The 21,841-nt window shown below is 65.8% G+C and carries 22 protein-coding genes; 14 read left to right on the top strand and 8 right to left on the bottom strand.

Features of this window, described 5'->3' with window-relative positions; genetic code table 11:
* Nucleotides 1-82 precede the first annotated feature (82 nt).
* Nucleotides 83-970, top strand: a complete 888-nt coding sequence (locus ACVWYP_RS00665) for a LysR family transcriptional regulator (RefSeq protein ID WP_304497364.1) — start codon at nt 83-85, stop codon at nt 968-970.
* Between the two features lie 9 nt (nt 971-979).
* Here ACVWYP_RS00665 and ACVWYP_RS00660 read toward each other — a convergent pair whose 3' ends face one another.
* Both ACVWYP_RS00660 and ACVWYP_RS00655 read right to left on the bottom strand, forming a co-directional pair.
* Nucleotides 980-2,542, bottom strand: a complete 1,563-nt coding sequence (locus ACVWYP_RS00660) for a glycoside hydrolase family 17 protein (RefSeq protein ID WP_304497363.1) — start codon at nt 2,540-2,542, stop codon at nt 980-982.
* A 166-nt stretch (nt 2,543-2,708) separates the two neighbouring features.
* Entirely contained in the window at nt 2,709-3,362 is a 654-nt protein-coding gene (locus ACVWYP_RS00655) for a DNA-3-methyladenine glycosylase family protein (protein WP_028333626.1), read from the bottom strand.
* Between the two features lie 133 nt (nt 3,363-3,495).
* On the opposite strand from ACVWYP_RS00655, the gene gluQRS reads away from it, so the two are divergent.
* A complete protein-coding gene (gene gluQRS, locus ACVWYP_RS00650; protein WP_304500410.1) occupies nt 3,496-4,383 on the top strand; it encodes a tRNA glutamyl-Q(34) synthetase GluQRS in 888 nt (295 codons plus the stop codon).
* A gap of 117 nt (nt 4,384-4,500) precedes the next feature.
* Nucleotides 4,501-5,862, top strand: a complete 1,362-nt coding sequence (locus ACVWYP_RS00645) for an ATP-binding protein (protein WP_304497362.1) — start codon at nt 4,501-4,503, stop codon at nt 5,860-5,862.
* On the opposite strand, the gene ACVWYP_RS00640 is transcribed toward ACVWYP_RS00645, so the two are convergent.
* Nucleotides 5,789-6,649 carry a YhjD/YihY/BrkB family envelope integrity protein gene (locus tag ACVWYP_RS00640; protein ID WP_439711226.1) on the bottom strand — a complete coding sequence of 287 codons (861 nt, stop codon included), beginning with the start codon at nt 6,647-6,649 and terminating at the stop codon, nt 5,789-5,791. The genes ACVWYP_RS00645 and ACVWYP_RS00640 overlap by 74 nt on opposite strands.
* Nucleotides 6,650-6,815: 166 nt before the next feature.
* On the opposite strand from ACVWYP_RS00640, the gene ACVWYP_RS00635 reads away from it, so the two are divergent.
* From ACVWYP_RS00635 to ACVWYP_RS00615, 5 genes are all read left to right on the top strand, one after another.
* The gene (locus ACVWYP_RS00635) at nt 6,816-7,010 is read left to right on the top strand and encodes a twin transmembrane helix small protein (protein WP_028340366.1); all 195 of its coding nucleotides are present in this window, start codon (nt 6,816-6,818) and stop codon (nt 7,008-7,010) included.
* Nucleotides 7,011-7,088: 78 nt separating this feature from the next.
* Complete coding sequence (locus ACVWYP_RS00630) at nt 7,089-7,661, top strand: cob(I)yrinic acid a,c-diamide adenosyltransferase (RefSeq protein WP_304497360.1); 573 nt, start codon at nt 7,089-7,091, stop codon at nt 7,659-7,661.
* A 117-nt stretch (nt 7,662-7,778) separates the two neighbouring features.
* Complete coding sequence (locus tag ACVWYP_RS00625; protein ID WP_016845285.1) at nt 7,779-8,528, top strand: electron transfer flavoprotein subunit beta/FixA family protein; 750 nt, start codon at nt 7,779-7,781, stop codon at nt 8,526-8,528.
* On the top strand, nt 8,528-9,478 hold the full coding sequence (locus ACVWYP_RS00620; RefSeq protein WP_028340368.1) for an electron transfer flavoprotein subunit alpha/FixB family protein: 951 nt from the start codon (nt 8,528-8,530) through the stop codon (nt 9,476-9,478). The genes ACVWYP_RS00625 and ACVWYP_RS00620 overlap by 1 nt, the downstream gene beginning before the upstream one ends.
* Before the next feature lie 247 nt (nt 9,479-9,725).
* Nucleotides 9,726-10,607, top strand: a complete 882-nt coding sequence (locus ACVWYP_RS00615) for a 3-hydroxybutyryl-CoA dehydrogenase (RefSeq protein WP_304497359.1) — start codon at nt 9,726-9,728, stop codon at nt 10,605-10,607.
* 12 nt (nt 10,608-10,619) lie between these two features.
* On the opposite strand, the gene ACVWYP_RS00610 is transcribed toward ACVWYP_RS00615, so the two are convergent.
* Both ACVWYP_RS00610 and ACVWYP_RS00605 read right to left on the bottom strand, forming a co-directional pair.
* A complete protein-coding gene (locus ACVWYP_RS00610) occupies nt 10,620-10,745 on the bottom strand; it encodes a hypothetical protein (protein ID WP_259245020.1) in 126 nt (41 codons plus the stop codon).
* Nucleotides 10,742-11,923 (bottom strand): pyridoxal phosphate-dependent aminotransferase, encoded by a 1,182-nt coding sequence (locus ACVWYP_RS00605; protein ID WP_439711225.1) that lies wholly within the window; start codon nt 11,921-11,923, stop codon nt 10,742-10,744. Before ACVWYP_RS00605 ends, ACVWYP_RS00610 begins: the two co-directional genes overlap by 4 nt.
* 158 nt (nt 11,924-12,081) lie before the next feature.
* Between ACVWYP_RS00605 and ACVWYP_RS00600 the strand changes: the two genes are divergently transcribed.
* Complete coding sequence (locus tag ACVWYP_RS00600) at nt 12,082-12,939, top strand: LysR family transcriptional regulator (protein WP_304497357.1); 858 nt, start codon at nt 12,082-12,084, stop codon at nt 12,937-12,939.
* Between the two features lie 121 nt (nt 12,940-13,060).
* The gene (locus ACVWYP_RS00595; RefSeq protein ID WP_069280209.1) at nt 13,061-13,249 is read left to right on the top strand and encodes a putative motility protein; all 189 of its coding nucleotides are present in this window, start codon (nt 13,061-13,063) and stop codon (nt 13,247-13,249) included.
* Between the two features lie 133 nt (nt 13,250-13,382).
* Here ACVWYP_RS00595 and tlpA read toward each other — a convergent pair whose 3' ends face one another.
* Nucleotides 13,383-14,075, bottom strand: coding sequence for a thiol:disulfide interchange protein TlpA (gene tlpA / locus ACVWYP_RS00590; RefSeq protein WP_304497356.1), 693 nt, complete (start codon nt 14,073-14,075; stop codon nt 13,383-13,385).
* A 115-nt stretch (nt 14,076-14,190) separates the two neighbouring features.
* Here tlpA and argH point away from each other — a divergent pair, with 115 nt between their 5' ends.
* The 3 genes from argH (at nt 14,191) to lysA (ending at nt 17,232) form a co-directional block, all read left to right on the top strand.
* Nucleotides 14,191-15,588 (top strand): argininosuccinate lyase, encoded by a 1,398-nt coding sequence (gene argH, locus ACVWYP_RS00585; RefSeq protein ID WP_304497355.1) that lies wholly within the window; start codon nt 14,191-14,193, stop codon nt 15,586-15,588.
* Between the two features lie 92 nt (nt 15,589-15,680).
* Complete coding sequence (gene lptM / locus ACVWYP_RS00580) at nt 15,681-15,950, top strand: LPS translocon maturation chaperone LptM (protein ID WP_028340375.1); 270 nt, start codon at nt 15,681-15,683, stop codon at nt 15,948-15,950.
* Nucleotides 15,951-15,966: 16 nt separating this feature from the next.
* The gene (gene lysA, locus ACVWYP_RS00575) at nt 15,967-17,232 is read left to right on the top strand and encodes a diaminopimelate decarboxylase (protein ID WP_304497354.1); all 1,266 of its coding nucleotides are present in this window, start codon (nt 15,967-15,969) and stop codon (nt 17,230-17,232) included.
* Nucleotides 17,233-17,326: 94 nt separating this feature from the next.
* Here lysA and ACVWYP_RS00570 read toward each other — a convergent pair whose 3' ends face one another.
* Nucleotides 17,327-18,238, bottom strand: coding sequence for an NAD(P)-dependent oxidoreductase (locus ACVWYP_RS00570; RefSeq protein WP_304497353.1), 912 nt, complete (start codon nt 18,236-18,238; stop codon nt 17,327-17,329).
* 199 nt (nt 18,239-18,437) lie between these two features.
* On the bottom strand, nt 18,438-18,818 hold the full coding sequence (locus tag ACVWYP_RS00565) for a carboxymuconolactone decarboxylase family protein (protein WP_050629459.1): 381 nt from the start codon (nt 18,816-18,818) through the stop codon (nt 18,438-18,440).
* Nucleotides 18,819-18,990: 172 nt separating this feature from the next.
* Here ACVWYP_RS00565 and ACVWYP_RS00560 point away from each other — a divergent pair, with 172 nt between their 5' ends.
* Entirely contained in the window at nt 18,991-21,609 is a 2,619-nt protein-coding gene (locus ACVWYP_RS00560) for a TIGR02302 family protein (RefSeq protein ID WP_304497352.1), read from the top strand.
* Nucleotides 21,610-21,841 lie beyond the last annotated feature (232 nt).

Below are 21,841 nucleotides of genomic sequence, written 5' to 3'. Positions count from 1 at the left end.
AGGCTGGACGGCTGCGTCATGGCGTTCAATATTGAACATCGGATCGACCAGAAATGAACGATGTCGCAGGAAGGGGAGCGGCATGGACTGGGAGCTTTGCAAGACATTCGTCGCGGTGGCGGAGACGCGCAGCCTTGCCGGGGCGGCACGGCGGCTGCGCATCAGCCACCCCACCGTCGGTCGCAACGTCGCGGCGCTCGAGCGGCAACTCGGGACCCGCCTGTTCGCGCGTTCCAATGACGGCCTGTCGCTGACGTCGTATGGCCGCAAATTCCGCGAGCACGCCGAAGCGATGGCCGCGGCGGCGCTCCGCGCGGAGGCGGCCGCGTCGGCCACCGGCGAGCAGGCGCGCGGCGTCGTGAAGCTGTCGATCGGCGCAACGCTGGCCGCACACTGGCTGATGCCGCGCCTCGGCCCGTTCCTGCGCGATCACGCCAACATCCAGCTCGAGATCATCACCCATCCGTTCCCGGCCAGCGTGCGCCGCCGCGAGGCCGACGTGGTGCTCAGGCCGGTCGATGCGGGCGAGGAGAACCTGATCGGGCGGAAGATCGGGCGGCTCGGCACCGGCTTCTACGCTTCCCGCGACTATGCAGCAGGGCGCAACCTCCCGGAGCGGCGGGACGAGTGGCGGGGCCACCATGTGATCGGCTTTGCCGACCAGGCCTCGAACGCGCATCTGGCGCGCTGGAGCGATGTCATTACCCGGCAGGGCACGCTGGTGATGCGCTGTTCCTCGCAGGGCGACATGCTGGCCGCGGCGCGGGCCGGGCTCGGGATTTGCGCGCTGTCCTGCCTGGTCGGGGCCGACTACCCCGATCTGGTGCGAGTCGCGCCGCAAAAGCTCTCGAGCCTCTCCGATCTCTGGCTGCTCGCCCATCCCGATCTGGTCGAGCTTCCCGCGGTGCGCGCCGTCATCGGCTTCGTCACCGACTGCGCGCGCGAGGACCGCGTCAGGCTGCGTGGCTAGAGCATGTTGTCAGGCACGCGCCCGCAACAGCGTCACCGCGAGCAAGACAAAGGCAGCGCAGGTCCACAGCGACTGCCAGTTCTCCGGCCCTTCGTTGAATCCTGTGTAGATCGCCGTTGCAACGAAAATGCCGGCAAAGATCGACTCTGCCAGTGGGCGGATTCCCTTGGTGGGAGGATTGAGCAGCGTCACGGCGGCAAAGGGCACCGCCGCCATGGTCAGAGGCGCAAAGGGAAAGTCAATGAAGCGCGGGTCGAACACGAGGCCGATTGCGGTCGCCGTGCCGATCACGACGGTGATCATCAAGGCCAGTCCGTGCATGGTCACCAGCACCGATTCAGTGTGGTGGCCCTTCGGACCCAACACTTCGAAAAAACTGGGCGGTGCGCGGCCCGACATCAGGGCGTTGGCGCCCAACACCGGCGAAGCTGTGGCCGCCACCAGCAGCGAGCCCCACACAAGCCAGCCTCCCGTTCCGTAGCTTTCATAGACCAATCTTTGCTCGGCGACGCCAAACAGGATGCCAGCCGTGGTCGCCGATAGCGCGACTGCAAGCCATGACACGAATGCGGGCTTTCTCGGCTTGCGGCGCAAGGTCAGCCAAGCCGCGCCGAAGACGAGGATCGCCAGGCCCATTCCGCTGACCATTTGCAGCTTCCAGAGCGGAAAATTGCTGACCGGCCGGCCCGGCGGGTATTTCGGCATGCGCTGCTCGGAATCGAACAGCCCCCAGGAGCCGCCGACCGTGCCCTCGATCTCCCGCTTCCAGCCTTCATCATAGGCCTCGAACAGGTTGACGCGGAAATGCTCGCGCCGGGCAAGGTCGAGGACCTCCGAAACCACTCGCGCCTGATTGATGCGGGACGGCAGCGCGGACTCGCGCATGCGCCCCTCGCTGGGCCAACCGATCTCTCCGATAAAGATTTCCTTGCCCGGAAAAGCCGCCGCGATCTGCCGGCGCATCTCGTCGGCATGAGCGGCGGCATCTTCCGCCCGGATCGGAACATTCTCCCAATATGGCAGGATATGAACCGTGACGAAGTCGACGGCGTCGGAAAGTTCGCGATTGCTCAGCCAGAATTCCCAGACGTCGGCGTAGGTGACCGGGACGGAGACCTGCGCCTTGATCGAGCGGATGATGGCGGCAAGGTCGGAAGCCGACATTTCCTTGCGCAGCAAGACCTCGTTGCCGACCACGAGTGCAATGATCGTGTCCGGATATTCCTTGGCGAGGCGGATCGCGGTTGCGACCTGCGTTGCATTCTTCTTCCGATCCCGATCGAGGAAGATGCCCTGAATGACCTTCAGCCCCGCCCTCGCCGCGAGTGCGGGAATCTGATCGAGACCAAGATCGGTCGCGTAGGTGCGGATACAGTCGGAAATCTTCGCAAGTTGGGCAAGGTCCTCTGCGATCTGTTCCGGCGAGACCTGTGTCGCCGGCGAAAGTGATGTCTGATTGTTGCGGAACGGCGCGTACGAGATGCACTGGACCTTGTCGTTCGGATCGATCGGCGCGCGCGGCAGGTTGACCGGGATGCCGAGCCACCACCACACCGCGGCGATCGCGCCCAAGGATACCGAGAGAAGCGTCAGCGGGATACGGAGAGAAATCAGGTCCGTCTCCTTGCAATAAGGACGTGCTGCGCGTGCTAAATGGGCGAGGCCGGCAAATTGAAAAAGTATCTGTCCGCTGATTCTATATCACGCGATCACGCAGTTGGTGTGTTTTTCTCGACGACTACTTTGCGCCGGCGATCACGCCCTCGCGATTTCTGAGCACGCGATAATACGCCCACCACAGATGCGCTGCGGCGCCGCGCAGCGGACGCCACGGCTCCGCAAGCGGCGCCATCTGCTTCGGCGTCGGCCGCTCCTTCAAGCCGAGCCCGACCTTGACCGCTTCCTGCACGGCGAGGTCGCCCGCCGGCCAGGCATCGCCATGGCCGAGGCAGAACAGCAGATAGACATCGGCGGTCCACGGGCCGATCCCGGGCAGCGCGGTCAGCGTGTTGTGCGCCGCATCGGCCTCCTCATTGGCAAGGACGTCGAGGTTCAGCCGCTCCTCGGCGAGCTCGCGTGCGATGTGCTTCAGCGTCTTGATCTTGGCCGCGGACAGCCCGAGCCGGCCGAGCCGGTCGGCCCGCGCCTTGCGGATCGCGTCATGGTGGAACGGGTCGAACGCCGTGCTGACGCGCCCCCAGATCGCCGCCGCACTCGCGGTCGAGAGCTGCTGGCCGCAGATGATCGCGGCAAGCCCGGCAAATCCGGGCTCGCGCTGCCGGATCGCCGGCATGCCGGTCAGTTCCAGGATCGGGCGCAGGCGGCGGTCCTGGTCGACCAGTTTGTGGATCGCGTCGTCGAGGTCGGCCTGGGTTTCGAGATGAATCAGCATTTGCGGGGTCTGCATCGGCTTGTCAGGCGCGGGCTTGACCCGCGCATCGATCTCCTATCGTAACAGAGTCTTGTCCATGCGCATGAACCAGAGTCGCCGGGGCAAGCCCGGCAATGACGCGTGATCGATGACCATGCCACCCGTTTTCCGCTTCGCGCCGAGTCCGAACGGCTACCTGCATCTCGGCCACGCCTATTCGGCGCTGCTCAACCACGACCTCGCGCGGCAGTCGGGCGGACGCCTGCTGCTGCGGATCGAGGACATCGACGCGACGCGCTGCCGGCCGGAATTCGAGCAGGCGATTTACGAGGATCTGGCCTGGCTCGGCATCGCCTGGGAGACCCCGGTGCGGCGGCAGTCGGAGCATTTTGCCGCCTACGGCGCGGCGATCGACCGCCTGTCGGCCCAGCGGCTGGTCTACCCGAGCTTCGAAAGCCGGACCGAGATCGCGCGGCTGGTCGCGGAGCGCGAGGCCGGGGGCGCGTGGCCGCGCGATCCGGACGGTGCGCCGCTTTATCCGGGGCTGGCCAAATCGCTGTCGGCCGAGGCGCGCGACCGGCTGATCGGGCAGGGCGTGCCGTTCGCGTTGCGGCTCGATATGGCGTCAGCCCGCGCGCGCGCCGGCGAGCTGCGCTGGCAGGACGCGGGTGAGGGGCCGGCTGGCGAGAGCGGAGACGTTGTGGCCCGGCCTGAGGCCTGGGGCGACGTGATCCTGGCGCGCAAGGAGACTCCGACCAGCTACCATCTCTCGGTCGTGATCGATGACGCCCTGCAGGGCGTTACCGACGTGGTCAGGGGCGTTGACCTGTTCTGGTCGACCAGCGTGCATCGGCTGTTGCAGGAACTGCTCGGGCTGCCCGTGCCAAACTACCGGCACCACCGGCTGATCCGAGATGCGGCCGGCCAAAAGCTGTCGAAATCGACCCAGGCGACCGGACTGCGCGAATTACGGGCGGCTGGGGCGAGCCCGGCCGATATCCGCCGCCTGGTCGGTTTGCCCTGGGATTTTGGCCAGGTTTGATCGCAAAGGAGTGCGGTTACCATCATGGCGCTTTGCGCGGACGCGCCGCAAACGCTGCCGTGACTCCGGCACGCTTGGCATGCCATGTTGTTGACCGGGGCGGGGATCACGGAGACCATGGCGTCAAAATCGCGCGCACGGCGCAGCAAGCGGCCATCCAAAAGGACGCCGCCGAAGACGCGCGCCGCCAAAACGCGTGCTACCAAGACACGAACTGCCAAGACACGAACTGCCAAGACAGGTGCCGCCAAGACGCGAACGGCCAAGGCCAGCGCCACCAAGGTGGCGGCCAGGCCGCGCCGCGAGCGGCCCTTGCCAAAGCCGGCCCCGAAGGCCGGTCCCGGCATGGTCGATACCGCACTTGCTGCCTTTGCCCATGAGGTGCGGACGCCGCTGACCGGAATCCTTGCGATCAGCAATCTGCTCGCGACATCCGATCTCGGCGAGCGCGAGCGGCGCTGGGTCGATACCATCAAGGCCGGCGCCGAGCATCTGGCGAGCCTTGCGACCCTGTTCGTCGACGCCGCCCGGAGCGAGGGGCCGGGACTCGAGATCCGGCAGGATTTCTTCGACCTGCGCACGCTGGCGCGCCACGCCGCGGATTCGCTGGCCGGCCGCGCGGCAGCCAAGGGGCTGCAGGCTTCCGTCGAGGTCTCCGACCAGCTGCCTGCCTTCGCGGTCGGCGATCCCGTCCGCCTGCGCGCGGCGCTGGAAAATCTGATCGACAACGCGGTGAAGTTCACCGAGCAGGGCAGCATCGAGCTGCGTATCGCGCCGGTGGGCGCGGCCAAGGGAAGGTCGGGCGACAAGATCGGCGTTGCGTTCGCGCTCTCCGACAGTGGCATCGGCCTGACGCTATCGGAGGTCAAGCGCCTGTTCCGGCCGTTCTCGCAGGCCAACGTCTCGATCGCCGCGCGGTTCGGCGGCGCCGGGCTCGGCCTGTCCTCCGTCAGGCAGCTCGCGCGCGCCATGGGCGGCGACATCGTCGCGGACCGGCGCGCCGGCGGGGGCACCACCTTCACGCTCAAGGTGGAGCTGGCGCCCGCCGAAGGGCCGGACGGCAGCGCCTCCGGCGAGAGCGCGGCGGCGCTGCTGTCGCAAGGGCTGCGGCTGCTCAGTGTCGAGGACAATCCGTTCGGCCGCGTCGTGCTCAACACGATCCTGACCGAGCTCGGTCACCACGCCGAATTCGTCGGTCAGGGCGAGGCCGCGCCCGACCGGCTCGTGCAGGGCGCGTTCGATGCCGTGCTGATGGACATGGTGCTGCCCGGCATCGGCGGCATCGAGGCGATCAAGCGCATCCGCGCGCTGCCGCCGCCGCACGGCCGTATCGTGATTGTCGGGATTTCCGGCCGGGCCGAGGACGAAGCCGCGGCGCGCGCTGCCGGCGCCGACGGCTTCCTCGTCAAGCCTGTGTCTCCGCGGGCGCTCGCGACTGCGCTGCATGAAGCGACACGCCGTGCGGCAGCCGCGATTTGATGATCGCCGCGTTCAACTCGCCGCCGAACACGAAGATCGCGGCGATGAAATACAGGAACACCAGTGCGATCACCACCGAGGCCAGCCCCGCATACATCGTGACGTAATTGTTGGCGAAGCGTGCCAGGTACATGCCGAAGCCGATGCCCGAGAGCAGCGAAGCCACCACGGTGAAGATGATGCCGGGCAGGATCTGCGTGAAGCTGCGACGGCCCGCCGGCAGCCAGGCATGCAGGATGAAGAGCGCGACGACCAGCGCCAGGATCGTGACGCCGTAACGGGCGGTGTTGAGCAGGCTCTCGTTCGATTCGACGAAGAACGGCATATAGCGCCGCGCCGCCTCGATGATCAGCGGTCCGAGCACGATCAGGAAAGCCATCGCGAGCGACGTGAATGCCGCGACCAGCGTGTAGCCGATCGATTCCAGCCGCAGCCAGTACCAGCGCCGCGGCTCGATCACGGCATAGGCGCGGTTCAGCGCCACCCGCAACGCCTCAACGCCGTTGGAGGCGAAGTAGACCGCAAGCACCGCGCCGATGGTCAGGATGTCGCCGCGGGTGTTGGTCAGCACGTCGTGGATCTGGCCGGACAGCGCTTCGGCGACCTGCTGCGGCCAGACCTGCAGCATCAGCCCGACCGCCTGGTCGGCGAGCTGCTTGGAGCCGAAGAAGCCGGCCACCGAGGTCAGCACGATCAGGAACGGAAACAGCGCCATCAGCGTCGACAGCGCGATGTGGCTCGCGATCGCCCAGCCGTCGTCGGCGAGGAACGTGTAAAAGGCATCCATCACGACGTGGGTGACGTAACGAAGCTGCTTCACATTCCACCCGGCATTGTCGAAAACCGCTCGGCCCGAGAACCGACCCAGCATCTGATATTACGCGCTGAAAAGCCAGTTGGTTGCATGGCCGGGCTGTGTGGAAGTCCGCGTCCTGCGGTGTTATGTACCGCAAATGACATCTCTCCTCAGCACGATCATTCTTCCCATCGCCGTCGGCGCCGTCGCGCTGGTGCTCCTGCTCGGCCTCATCAACATGATGAAGGGCGGCTCGCCGAACACGTCGCAGAAGCTGATGCGGCTGCGCGTGCTGCTGCAGTTCGTCGCCATCGTCATCGCAATGCTCGCGGTCTGGGCGATGGGGCGTTAGGTGAGGTAGATTTGTCGGGCTATTCTCCACCTCTCCCGATCGGAGGGGGGACTCGAACATCGAACACCGGAGCCTGCCATGGTCGTTCTCAATCGGATCTACACGCGCACCGGCGATGACGGCACCACCGCGCTCGGCTCCGGTGAGCGGCGGCCGAAATACGATCTGCGCATTGCCGCCTATGGCACGGTCGACGAGACCAATGCCGCGATCGGCGTGGTGCGGCTGCATCTCACCGGCAGCCCCGCGGTCGATGCGATGCTCGGCCGGATCCAGAACGATCTGTTCGATCTCGGCGCCGACCTCGCGGTGCCAGAGCGCGAGGGCAAGGCCGAACGTCTGCGGATGCTGGCAAGCCAGGTCGAGCGGCTCGAGCGCGATATCGACAGCCTGAACGACCAGCTCGCGCCGCTGACCTCGTTCGTGCTGCCCGGCGGCACGCCTGCCTCTGCCTATCTGCATCTCGCCCGGACGATATGTCGCCGCGCGGAACGGATGATGGTGGAACTCGCCGCCCAACCCGATGAGCCGGTCAATCAGGCTGGCATCCAGTATATGAACCGCCTGTCGGATTTCCTGTTCGTTGCCAGCCGCTTCCAGAATAATAAGGGAGCGGGGGACGTGTTGTGGGTGCCGGGCCAGAACCGCTAAACTGGTTCAAAACCGGGGGACGGTTTTTTGGCTTTGGCGCGTTGACCGGGAGAAACGGGACCTTTAGGTTCCGCGCCAGCCAACCGAAACCCATAAAATCAAAGCGAAAGAGGATCGATGAAGGTTCTTGTGCCGGTAAAGCGGGTCGTCGACTACAACGTCAAGGTCCGCGTCAAGAGTGACGGGACGGGCGTGGAGCTCGCCAACGTCAAGATGTCGATGAACCCGTTCGACGAAATCGCCGTCGAGGAAGCGCTGCGGCTGAAGGAAGCCGGCAAGGCGACCGAAGTGGTGGTGGTGTCGATCGGACCCGCGCAGGCCTCCGAGACCATTCGCACCGGACTTGCGATGGGCGCCGACCGCGGCATCCTGGTCAAGGCTGAAGGCAATGTCGAACCGCTCGCGGTTGCCAAGATCCTGAAAGCGGTGGTCGAGGCGGAGCAGCCCGGCCTCGTCATTCTCGGCAAGCAGGCGATCGACGACGACTCGAACCAGACCGGCCAGATGCTGGCGGCGCTGCTCGGCTGGTCGCAGGCGACCTTCGCCTCCAAGCTCGAGGTCGAAGGATCCGACTTCAAGGTCACCCGCGAAGTCGACGGCGGCCTGCAGACCATCAAGCTCAAGGGCCCGGCGATCGTCACCACCGACCTGCGCCTCAACGAGCCGCGCTATGCGTCGCTGCCCAATATCATGAAGGCGAAGAAGAAGCCGATCGACGACAAGAGCGTCGCTGACTACGGCGTCGATGTGACGCCGCGTCTGGAAGTGCTGAAGACCGCGGAACCGGCAGGCCGCAAGGCGGGCGTCAAGGTCAAGGACGTCGCCGAACTCGTGAACAAGCTCAAGACCGAAGCCGGGGTTCTCTGATGACGACGCTGTTGATTGCTGAACACGACCACGAGACGCTGAAGGACGCGACCAACAAGGCGCTGACCGCGGCGAGCCAGCTCGGCGGCGATGTCCATGTGCTGGTTGCCGGTGGCGGCCAGGGCACCAAGGCGGCGGCGGAAGCAGCCGCCAAACTTGCCGGCGTCACCAAGGTGCTGGTGGCCGAAGGCCCCGCCTATGAGCACGACCTTGCCGAGCCGCTGGCCGCGCTGATCGTCGCGCTGGCTCCCGGCTATGACGCGTTCGTCGCGCCCGCGACCTCGCGCTTCAAGAACGTGATGCCGCGCGTTGCAGCCCTGCTCGACGTCATGCAGGTCTCCGAGATCATCAAGGTCGTCGCGCCCGACACCTATGAGCGGCCGATCTATGCCGGCAACGCGATCCAGACCGTGAAGTCGAAGGACGCCAAGAAGGTGATCACCGTGCGCACCTCGACCTTCGCCGCCGCCGGCGAAGGCGGCAGCGCGGCGATCGAGAACGCCGCATCGGCCGCCGATCCCGGCCTGTCGACGTTCGTCGGCGAGGAAGTCGCCAAGAGCGACCGTCCGGAGCTGACCTCGGCCAAGATCATCGTCTCGGGCGGCCGCGCCATGCAGAGCCGCGAGAACTTCGCCAAGTACATCGAGCCGCTCGCCGACAAGCTCGGTGCCGGCGTCGGCGCCTCGCGCGCCGCGGTCGATGCCGGCTATGCGCCGAACGACTGGCAGGTCGGCCAGACCGGCAAGGTGGTGGCTCCGGAACTTTATGTCGCGGTCGGCATCTCCGGCGCGATCCAGCATCTGGCTGGCATGAAGGACTCCAAGGTGATCGTCGCCATCAACAAGGATGAGGACGCGCCGATCTTCCAGGTCGCCGATTACGGCCTGGTCGCCGACCTCTACCAGGCGGTTCCGGAGCTCACCGAAGCGCTCGGCAAGCTCGGAAAGTAAGCGACAAGACACCGGCCGGATGGGTAAGCTCCGGCCGGTGTTATTATTTTCGAGGCAATGATCCGGAAACGTTTTTCCGAAAGGATCATGCTCGACAGGGGAAATGGGATCCGGGTGCGATTACCTGTAATCACATCATGGTCCCGGGAAACGTTTTCCGGCGGATTGGGCAACCCGGAAGGCTTCGCTTCGGGTATCGTTGGAATTGGGCAGGCGCGATGTGCGCGCCGTTCCGGTGGATGACAAGATGACGGTGGCAATCAAAAAGGTCGGCGTGATCGGTTCGGGTCAGATGGGCAATGGCATTGCCCATGTGGCGGCGCTGGCCGGCTTCGACGTGGTGCTCAACGACGTGTCCGGCGACCGGCTGAAGTCGGCGCTGGCGACCATCAACGGCAATCTGACCCGGCAGGTCTCCAAGAAGGCGATCAGCGAGAGCGAGCGCAAGCAGGCGCTCGACCGCATCGCCTCCGCCGAGTCGCTCGACGCGCTCGCCGATTGCGATCTCGTGATCGAGACCGCGATCGAGAAGGAAGAGACCAAGCGCAAGATCTTCCATGAGGTCTGCGCGGTGCTGAAGCCCGAGGCGATCGTCGCGACCAACTCGTCGTCGATCTCGATCACAAGGCTTGCTGCCTCGACCGACCGCCCGGAGAAATTCATCGGCATTCATTTCATGAATCCGGTGCCGGCGATGGAACTGGTCGAGCTGATCCGCGGCATCGCCACCGACGACATGACCTTCGACACCGCCAAGGCGTTCGTCGCCAAGCTCGGCAAGCAGGTCGCCGTGTCGGAGGATTTCCCCGCCTTCATCGTCAACCGCATCCTGTTGCCGATGATCAATGAGGCGATCTACACGCTGTATGAGGGCGTCGGCAACGTCGAGGCGATCGATGCCGCGATGAAGCTCGGCGCGCACCATCCGATGGGCCCGCTCGAGCTCGCCGATTTCATCGGCCTCGACACCTGCCTGTCGATCATGCAGGTGCTGCACGAGGGGCTGGCCGACTCCAAGTACCGGCCGTGCCCGCTGCTGGTGAAGTATGTCGAGGCCGGTTGGCTCGGACGCAAGAGCCAGCGCGGCTTCTACGACTATCGCGGCGACAAGCCGATCCCGACGCGGTAATCCATCGCGCCTTCAGGTCAGCGCCCGCAGCAGCGCAAGCGCCGCGGGCACCAGACCGATAATCATCGTCACACCCGTTCCAAGTCCGAACAGATGCGCCGCCAGTGCGAGGCGCTGGCTCTGTGCGTGAGGCGTCATTGCAGCGCCGCGCAGGCGCGCTTCAGCCGCCTTGCGGCCTCCTCGATGGTCGATGACGGGTTGGCGAAGCTGAGGCGGATATAGGGCGACAGCCCGAGATCCTCGCCGGGAAACACCGCGACATCGGCGGCCTCGAGCAGATAGGCCGAGAAATCGCGGTCGGTCCGGATCACCCTGCCATCCGGCGCGCGCTTGCCGATCACGCCGGCGCAGGCGACCAGCAGATGGAACGTGCCTTCCGGCGGCGTGCAGGATAGCCCGGCGCATTCGTTCAGCAGGTCGGCAAAGTGGTCGCGCTTGGCGCGCAGGATGGCGGCGCGCTCAAGCAGCACATCCTGCGCGCCGTCGAGCGCGGCAACCGCGGCGGCCTGGCTGATCGACGACGCGCCGGACGTGGTCTGCGACTGGATGGTGATCATCTCGCGGATCAGCGTCGATGGTCCGGCGGCATAGCCGATGCGCCATCCCATCATCGCGTAGCTCTTGGCGAGGCCGCTGACGGTCAGCGTCCGCGGCTTGAGGCGCGGCTCGATTTCCGCAAGCGTCGGCGCGGGCGCGCCGTTGAACACGATGTGCTCATAGAGCCCGTCGGCCAGCACCCAGATGTCCGGATGCCGCAGCAGGACCGCGGCGATCTCGGACAGATCCTCACGCGAATACAGCGCGCCGGACGGGTTGACCGGATTGTTGACGATGATCCAGCGGGTTCGCGCTGAAATCGCCGCCTGCAAATCCTCTGCGCGCAGCTTGAAGCCGTTGTTCTGTGCGCACGGCACCACCACCGGCGCCGCGCCGGCAAGCCGCACCTGATCGAGATAGGATGCCCAATAGGGCGCGGGGATGATCACCTCGTCGTCAGGCGCCAGCGTCGCCAGCAGCGCGTTGAACAGTGCCTGGGTCGAGCCGTTGGTGATGACGATCTCGTCCAGCCCGTAGTCGAGATGATGGTCGCGCAGCAGCGCGGCCCGCACCGCCCGCTTCAGCTCCGGCGTGCCGTCGACATCGGTGTAGCGGGTCTCGCCGCGCAATGCCGCTTGATGCGCCGCCGCGATTACGTGATCCGGCGTCGGGAAGTCCAGATTGCCCGACGACAGCTCGATGATGTCGCGCCCGGCCGCGCGCAGTTCGCGGGCACGGCGCCGCAGCACCGACGCGGGCGATGCCTTGATGCCCCTCATCCGCGGCGAGAGGGATGGCAAGACGGATGGCAAGAAGGATGGGATGGCTGAAGCGGGCGCCATGGCGGTTCTCCTGTCGGGTTGGACCCAACCTAGGAGCTTCTTGATCATTGAAAAATCATATGAAATAATATTTCAATGATTGTGATTTTAAATGTATGACCATGAAAGCACTCGATATCGAGGCAGTGCAGGCCTTTGTGCTGGTCGCCGATCTCAGCAGCTTCACGCGCGCGGCGCAGGCGATGGAGACCACGCAATCCGCGGTCAGCCTGAAGATCAGGCGTCTGGAAGACGGCCTCGGCCGGCGGCTGCTGGAGCGAACGCCGCGGCTGGTTCGTCTGTCAGCTGAAGGTGCGGCCTTCCTCGGCGCCGCGCGCAATCTGGTGGCCGCGCATCAATCGGCGATCGGCTCGTTTGCCGTCGAGCATCGGCGGCTGGTCGTCGGCATCAGCCACCACATCGTCGGATCGGAGCTCGCCTCGCTGCTGAAGCGGATGAACACCACCGATCCCGGGCTGGTGATTCAGCTGCACGTCGATACGTCGCGTTCGGTGCTCAGCGCATTCGACGACGGCAAGCTCGATGCTGCGATCGTGCTTCGCCACGATGCCAAGCGTCGCGATGGCGACGTGCTGTTCGAGGAATCGTTCGGCTGGATGGCCGCGCCTGATTTTCACCATCGGCCGGCCGAGCCGTTGCGCCTCGCCACGCAAGCCGAGCCGTGCAGCGTGCGGGCCATGGCGGTCGAGGTTCTCGACGCCGCCGGCATCGCCTGGACCGAGGCATTCGTCGGCGGCGGGCTGTCGACGATCGGAGCCGCGCTCTCCGCAGGCCTTGCGGTCGCTGCGCTGGCGCGGCGCGTGGCGCCGGCCGATACCGTCGACCTCGGGCCGCGGCTTGGGCTGCCGCCGCTGCCGTCCCGCGACGTCGTGCTGCACTCAAGGCTGTCTGACGCGCGGACACGGCAGGCGCTGCGCACCCTCGGCGCGGCCTTCGCGGCGAACGCGGCCTAAGACGCGGATCATCGAGCGAGCGGGACCTTCGAGGCCAATGCGTCAGCCTGACGCGGCCATCGATTACCCAAGCATTAACTTTCGCGCGTTACCTCAAACCCCAGTTTTGGGAGTGCCCCGTATGGACATGATGAGCATGGTCACCAGCATCCTGTCGATGCAGCAGGGCAATTTGCAGGGTGAGATCGCGACCCGCGTGACCAAGCAGAACCTCGACGCCGAGAAGTTCGCGGTTCAGACCCTGCTCGGCACGCCTTCCACCGCGAATTTGTCGCCCGGCATCGGCGACAACCTCAACGCCGTCGCCTGATCCCACACTCCAAGCGCGCTTGTCCTCATCCTGAGGAGCCGCGCAGCGGCGTCTCGAAGGATTGAGGCCACCGACGGGCCGGCATGGTTCGAGACGGCGCTCCGCGCCTCCTCACCATGAGGGTCTGAGATCTCTAGAACCCGGCTGCGGCCGGCTGTAGCGCGGCCTTCACCAGCTTGATCGCGTCGTCGCTCGCCCATTCGGCGGGACCGGCGATATTGGCGATCTCGCAGCCGTTGCCGTCGACCAGCACCGATGTCGGCATGCCCAGCGCCTTGCCTATGTTCTTAAGATCCTGAAAAACCTTGGCTTTCTGATCCGAAAAATAGCCGAGACTGGTCAGATTGGCCTCTTTCAGGAAGTTTTTCGGCTTGTCCGGGTCGCGGGTGTCGATGTTGATCGCGACCACCTCGAAATCCTTGCCGCCGAGCTTGGTCTGCAGGCTGTCGAGCGCCGGCATTTCCTTGCGGCAGGGCACGCACCAGGTCGCCCACAAATTGACCAGCACGGTCTTGCCGCGCCAGTCCGAGAGCTTCTTCGGCTGGCCGTTGGCGTCCTCGAAGGTCAGGTCGGGCAGCCTCAGGGGGGTGGTTGCCATGGTCAGCGCTGCGACTTCGCCATGGGCGAGCGGAGCGATCTTCTTCGCCAGAGCCACCGCGCTGTTGCAGGCGATATCGCCGCCCGCGGGATGCTTGAGGCTGGAGACCCCGACATAGCCGATCACGGCCCCGGCCAGCACGGCGCCGATCACCAGCGGGATACGCCACTTAGCGGTCGGCCTGGCGGTCGGGTTGGGTGGGGTCGTCTCGGGCATATCGTTTGTCATCCTGGGTCAGATGTGGCTAAGCAGTGCCGGGAATACGACCGGAACTGCGGTGCTGTTTCGCCGCCTCCGGCCATGAAACCGCAAGGCTGAAATACGAATTCGCGAGCGAGATGTCATGAGCAACAAGATGTGGGGCGGCCGGTTCTCGGAACGTCCCGACGCGATCATGGAGGAAATCAACGTCTCCATCGACGTCGACCGTCACCTTTATGCCCAGGACATTGCCGCGTCCAAGGCCCACGCCGCGATGCTCGCCGCGCAAGGCATTATCACGTCAGCTGATGCGAAAAATATCGGCAAAGGTCTAGACACGATTTTGTCAGAGATCGGCAAGGGCGATTTCGATTTCAAGCGCGCGCTCGAGGACATTCATATGAATGTCGAGTCGCGGTTGTCCGAATTGATCGGGCCCGCGGCGGGCCGGCTGCACACCGCGCGCTCGCGCAACGACCAGGTCGCGACCGATTTCCGGCTCTATGTCCGCGACACCATCGATGAGACCAATGCGGCGCTGGCCGCGTTCCAGCAGGCGCTGGTCGCCCGCGCGCTGGAGCATGCCGGCACGGTGATGCCGGGCTTCACCCATCTGCAGACCGCGCAGCCCGTGACCTTCGGCCATCATCTCCTGGCGTATGTCGAGATGGCCGGCCGCGACCGTGGCCGCTTCGCCGACGCACGCAAGCGGCTGAACGAATCGCCGCTCGGAGCGGCCGCGCTCGCCGGCACCTCGTTTCCGATCGACCGCGCCGCGACCGCCAAGGCGCTCGGCTTCGACCGTCCGATGGCCAATTCGCTCGACGCGGTGTCCGACCGCGATTTCGTGCTGGAGACGCTGTCGGCGGCGGCGATCTGCGCGGTGCACATGTCGCGCTTTGCCGAGGAGATCGTGATCTGGACCTCGCCCTTGGTCGGCCTCGTCAAGCTCAGCGACAAGTTCACCACCGGCTCGTCGATCATGCCGCAGAAGCGCAATCCGGACGCTGCCGAGCTGGTCCGTGCCAAGACCGGCCGCGTGATCGGCGCGCTCACTGCGCTTCTGATCGTGATGAAGGGCCTGCCGCTCGCCTATCAAAAGGACATGCAGGAGGACAAGCAGGGCGCGATGGAGGCCTTCGAGGCGCTGTCGCTGGCGATCCGCGCCATGACCGGCATGGTCGAGGACCTGGTGCCGGACGAGGCGAAGATGAAGGCCGCCGCCGGCGAGGGCTATGCCACCGCGACCGACCTCGCCGACTGGCTGGTGCGCACCCTGAAAATGCCGTTCCGCGACGCCCACCACGTTACCGGGCGCATCGTCGGCCTGGCCTCGAAGCAGGGCGTGGCGCTGCACGAGCTGCCGCTCAAGGCCATGCAGGAGGTCGAGCCGAAGATCACGGCCGACGCGCTGAAAGTGCTCAGCGTCGAATCCTCGGTCAAGAGCCGGACCTCGTTCGGCGGCACGGCGCCGAAGAATGTGATGGCGCAGGCCAAGGCCTGGGCCAAGCGGCTGGAAAAAGAGCGAAAATTGGGCTGAACCGGAAAATTTGGCCGTGATTTCATGGCGCTCCGCCTCTCGCCAGAGCACGCCAATGTTTGTATGGTGCCGCCCGAATTGGGGAATTCGTCGTGATTAGCAAGAACCGCCTGACCCCCTCGGGATGGGCCATCATTGTGCTGGGCGTATCAGCGCTGGCGCTCGGCGGCTGCGGCCGCAAAGGACCGCTCGACCTGCCGCCGACCGCGAACGTCGCGCCGGGCGCGGCACCGAGCGACACCGAAAGCGAGCGGGCCGCACAGCCCAGCGTGTTCAATCCGACCTATGGCTCGGATGCCGCGCCGGCCGCGCCGCGAGGCAATAAACGGCCCTTCATCCTCGATCCGCTGCTCGGCAATTAGTATCTAAAAGCTTGTCATGAACCATTTCGACTATCGCAACGGCGTGCTGCATGCCGAGGCGGTCAATCTCGTTGAGCTGGCGGAGGCCGTCGGCACGCCGTTCTATTGCTATTCGACCGCGACGCTGGAGCGCCACTACCGCGTCTTCACCGAAGCCTTCGCCGGCGAGAAGGCGCTGGTCTGCTACGCCATGAAGGCGAACTCCAACCAGTCGGTGCTGCGCACCCTGGCCAAGCTCGGCGCCGGCGCCGACGTGGTGTCCGGCGGCGAATTGAAGCGGGCGCTGGCGGCCGGGATTCCGCCCTCGAAGATCGTGTTCTCCGGCGTCGGCAAGACCGAGGGCGAGTTGCGCGCCGCGCTTGCCACCGACATCCTTTGCATCAATATCGAGTCCGAGCCGGAGCTCGAGATGCTGTCGCGTCTCGCGGTCGAGATGAAGAAGACGGCCCGCATCTCGGTGCGGGTCAATCCCGATGTCGATGCCGGCACCCATGCCAAGATTTCGACCGGCAAGTCCGAGAACAAGTTCGGCATTCCGATCGCCCGCGCCCGCGAGGTCTATGCCCGCGCGGCAAAGCTGCCGGGCATCAAGGTCACCGGCACCGATGTGCATATCGGCAGCCAGATCACCGATCTCGGGCCGCTGGAGGTCGCTTTCCGGCTGCTCGCCGAATTCGTGCAGACGCTGCGCGCCGACGGCCACGACATCTCGCATATCGATTTCGGCGGCGGCCTCGGCATTCCCTACTACATGGATCGCGCCGCGCCGCCGGCGCCCGACGCCTATGCCGCAATGGTCAAGCGCGTCACGCACAATCTCGGCTGCACGCTGATGTTTGAGCCGGGCCGCATGATCGTCGGCAATGCCGGCATCCTCGTCACCCGCGTGATCTATGTGAAGCCGGGCGATGCCAAGAACTTCGTCATCATCGATGCCGCGATGAACGACCTGATCCGGCCGACACTGTATGAGGCGCATCACGACATTCTGCCGGTGCGCCAGCCTGCACCCGGCACCCCGACCATGATCGCCGACGTGGTCGGCCCGGTCTGCGAGACCGGCGATTACCTCGCGCTCGACCGCGCGCTGCCGCAGCCGAAGGCCGGCGATCTGCTGGCGATCATGACCGCCGGCGCCTACGGCGCGGTGCAGTCCGGCACCTACAACACGCGGCCTCTGGTGCCCGAAGTGCTGGTCAAGGACGACCAGTACGCCGTAGTCCGCCCGCGCATCGACGTCGACGCCCTGATCGCGATGGACAAGCCCGCGCCGTGGCTGTGATCTTGTAGGATGGGTAGAGCGCAGCGAAACCCATCATCTGCTGCGCGGACGCAATTGATGGGTTTCGCTTCGCTCTACCCATCCTACGCAGTCGTTACTTCGCAGCGTGCGCGCCGCCCTTACCACCACCGACGATCACGCCCGCGGCCTTCTCGATCGGCTTGATTGCCGCGGTGAAGTCCGAATCCGGTCCCTCGTCGCGGATGATGACTTCCCAGAGCCGGCCGACCGCTTCGGCGACTTCCATCGACAGCCCGAGCGAACGCATTTCCTCGACCGCAAGCCGCACGTCCTTCACCATCAAGCCGGTGGCGAAGCCGAAGTCGAAGCTGCGCGGCAACACCGAGCGCGGAAACTTGTCGCGGCTCGCGGTGTTCAGCCCGGACCCGGCATTGATGACGTCGATCATCACGGCCGGATCGAGCCCGGACTTCACGCCCATCACAACCGCCTCCGAGGTCGCGACCATCGCGGTCGCCGACAGGAAGTTGTTGGCGAGCTTCATGGTCTGGCCGGAGCCCGGCTTGGTGCCGATGAAGAACACCTTGCCGATGACGTCGAGCGCGCCCTTCACCAGTTCGAAGTCGGCCCGCGGGCCCGACACCATCACCGCCAGCGTGCCCTTCTCGGCGCCGGAGACGCCGCCGGAGACCGGGCTGTCGATCTGCACGATGTTCTTCTTGGCCAGCAGATCGTGGATCTTCACCGCCATCTGCGAGCCGACGGTGGAGAGGTCGATGAAGCGTTTGACGCGCTTGCCCTCGATCACGCCGCCCGCGCCGGTCGCGACCTCGAGCGAAGCCTGCAGCGAAGGCAGGCTCGCCATCACGGTCTCGACGCGGTCGGCGATGTCCTTGGGCGAGCTTGCGGCCGTCGCGCCGAGCGCAACCAGCCGGTCGAGCGCGTCCTTCCTGGTGTCGAACACGGTGAGCTTGTGGCCGGCCTCGATCAGCCGGCGCGCCATCGGGAAGCCCATCTTCCCAAGGCCGATGAATCCGATTTCCATGAGTCGTTTCCTCTACGTCGTTATGTGGCGAGCCGTGCACCCCGTACTCGATGTCGTCCCTGCGAAAGCAGGGACCCATAACCCCAGGACTAAGTTGTTTGGTTCCGCTGGGGCCACAGCCGTCGTAGCGACAGCGAGCTGTGGTTATGGGTCCCTGCTCGCGCTGCGCTTGGCCGGGACGACAACGAGTGGAGTTCGCTCACGCCTTGTCGAGTTCGGCGAACACCTCGCGCGCGATGCGGAAGCTGTCGACGCCGGCCGGGATCCCGGCATAGATCGAGACCTGCATGAAGATCTCGCGGATTTCGTCGCGGGACACGCCGTTGGTCAGCGCGCCCTTGATGTGGGCCTTCAATTCGTGCGGCCGGTTCAGGATCGAAATCATGGCGAGGTTGAGCATGCTGCGGGTCTTGCGCGGCAATTCCTCACGGCCCCAGACCGCGCCCCAGCAATATTCGGTGACGAGTTCCTGGAATGGCTTGTTGAAGCTGTCCGAATTCTTCAGCGCATTGTTGACATAGGCTTCGCCCAGCACCGCCTTGCGGATTTCGAGCCCCTTGTCGTGCGTTTTTTGGTCCATATCGCGTTCCTCATGCGTTAATGCGATGGTTCGGCCGCGACGTTACGGGGTCGAACCGCCGCAGTCACGCCTTCGTGTTATGCGTATTTCCCGGTGTGGGTTACGCCTTGGAACGGGTGCCTCAAAGCCGCCGCCGTGCTAGGCTGACCTGCCGGCTACCCCGGAGATTTTATTGAGCGGAGCCAACATCGATCCCTCTGACCCGTCACGCGCCGTCCGCGACAGCGATGCGGTCGCGCGGCTGAAACTGACAGAGGCTCTGCAGCGGGCAAGGTTCGCGATTGCGTGGGAACGGGCCTGGCCGCATCTGGCGCGGTTCCTGACGGTCGCAGGATTGTTCCTGGTCGCGTCCTGGGCCGGCCTGTGGCTGGTGCTGCCGTTTGTCGCACGCGTGGCTGGCGCCGGCCTGTTCGCGATTGCCGCGCTCGCGGCGCTGTCGCCGCTGGTGCGCTTCCGCTGGCCGAGCCGCGAGGAGGGCCTGAGCCGGCTCGACCGCGGCGCCGGCGTCCGCCATCGCCCGGCGACCACGCTCTCCGACACGCTCACCAACAAGGACCCGTTTGCGCTGGCGCTGTGGCAAGCGCAGCGCGAGCGCACGCTGGCCTCGATCAAGCGCATCCGCGCCGGGCTGCCGCGGCCGCGCGTCTCGCTGCACGACCCCTGGGCGCTGCGCGCGCTGGTCATCGTGATGCTGGTCGCGAGCTATGTCGCCGCCGGCGACGAGCGCGGCCTGCGGGTCGCCTCCGCATTCGACTGGAACGGCATCATGGCGCCGGCCAATGTCCGGGTCGATGCCTGGGTGACGCCGCCCAACTACACCGGCAAGCCGCCGATCATCCTGTCGAACGCCAACAAGGACGCCAACGCGGCCGACACCACCCCGCTCGCGGTTCCGGCCGGCAGCACGCTCCTGGTGCGCTCCAGCGGCGGCAGCATCGACGTTGTCGTCGGTGGCGGCGTCACCGAGGTCGCGCCGGATGGGCAGGCGCCCAAGGGCACCAACGAGCGGCATTTCAAGATCACCGGCGACGGCACCGCGCATGTCCGTGCGCCGGCCGGCCAGCCGCAGTGGAAATTCACCGCGACACCGGACCGTCCGCCGTCGATTGCGCTCGCCAAGGATCCTGAGCGGCAGGCGCGCGGCGCGCTGCAGATGTCCTACCGGCTCGAGGACGATTACGGCGTCAGCGAAGCGCGCGCGCAGTTCGCGGCGCGGCCGACCGATACGCCGAAGGAGGCCGACGGCAAGAAGGATGCCGACGGCAAGGCGGCGCAGCCGCGGCCGCTGTTCGAGCCGCCGCAATTCGCGCTGGTGCTGCCGAACGCGCGCACCCGCAACGGCGTCGGCCAGACCGTGAAGGACCTCAGTGAAGACCCCTATGCCGGCGCCGACATGACCTTGACGCTGACGGCCAAGGACGAGGCCGGCAATGAAGGCAAGAGCGAGCCGTTCAACATGCGGCTGCCGGAGCGTCTGTTCACCAAGCCGCTGGCGCGCGCGCTGATCGAGCAGCGCCGTATCCTGGCGCTCGACGCCAACCAGAACGGCCAGGTGTTCGCCGCGCTCGAGGCGCTGATGATCGCGCCGGAAATGTTCATGCCGGAGACCGGCCATTACCTTGGTCTGCACACCGTGAGCCGGCAGCTCGAGGCGGCGCGCACCGACGACCAATTGCGCGAGGTCGTCGCCAGCCTGTGGTCGCTCGCCGTCACCATCGAGGACGGCAACATCTCGGACGTCGACAAGGCGCTGCGCGCGGCGCAGGACGCGCTCAAGCAGGCGCTGGAGCGCGGCGCGACCGACGAGGAGATCAAGAAGCTCACCGACAATCTGCGCGCGGCACTGGACAATTTCCTGCGCCAGATGGTCGAGCAGTTCCGCAACAATCCGCAGCAGCTCGCCCGGCCGCTCGATCCCAATGCCAAGGTGCTGAGCCAGCAGGATCTCAAGAACATGCTCGATCGTATGGAGCGGCTGTCACGCTCCGGCGACAAGGATGCGGCGCGGCAGCTGCTCGAGCAGATGCAGCAGATGCTGGAAAACCTGCAGATGGCGCAGCCCAATCAGGGCGACGACGACATGCAGCAGTCGCTCAACGAGCTCGGCGACATGATCCGCAAGCAGCAGCAATTGCGCGACAAGACCTTCAAGCAGGGCCAGGATTCCCGCCGCGATCGCATGCGCGGCAAGCAGGGCGAGCAGTCGATGGGCGACCTGCAGCAGGACCAGCAGGCGCTGCGCGATCGCCTGAAGAAGCTGCAGGAAGAGCTCGCCAAGCGCGGCATGGGACCGGACCAGCGCGGCCAGAAGGGCCAGAAAGGTCAGGGTCAGAAGGGCGACCAGGCGCAGCAGGGCGATCAAGGCGGCGACCAGGGCGATGACGGCGATGATGGGCTCGACCAGGCCGATTCCGCGATGGGCGACGCCTCCGGGCGGCTCGGCGAGGGCAATGCCGACGGCGCGGTGGATTCGCAGGGCCGCGCGCTCGATGCGCTGCGCAAGGGCGCCCAGAGCCTCGCCGACGCGATGCAGCAGGGCGACGGCGACCAGCCGGGCGACAGCCCCGGCAACCGCGCCGGCCGCCAGCAGAGCGGCGGCAACCAGACCGATCCGCTCGGCCGTCCGTTGCATGGCCGCGAATTCGGCGACGACTACACGGTGAAGATCCCCGGCGAGATCGACGTGCAGCGCGTCCGCCGCATCCTCGAAGAGCTGCGCCGCCGCCTCGCCGATCCGTCGCGGCCGCAGATTGAGCTCGACTACATCGAGCGGTTGCTGAAGGACTATTGAGCGCCTCATCCTTCGACTGTCGTCACCCGTGAAAGCTTGTGCCTATTCACGAGACATCGGCGCTTGAAGCGAACGGCCGCGGCGACCTGTATGCCGCGCTTCCACTGGAATGACGCGGAATCTGTACGACGGTCGTAAGCCTGCAGACGTCAGCTTCTGCGGGCTACGCGCCCCGCGTTCCAATCGGTGCGATCGGGACCGGGTGTCGTCCGCCCGTTTCGCACAATTTTCC

It is taken from the genome of Bradyrhizobium sp. USDA 3262, from assembly GCF_054060035.1.
Note: the sequence above shows the minus strand (reverse complement) of the source record. Positions and strands in the feature narration are given on the sequence as shown.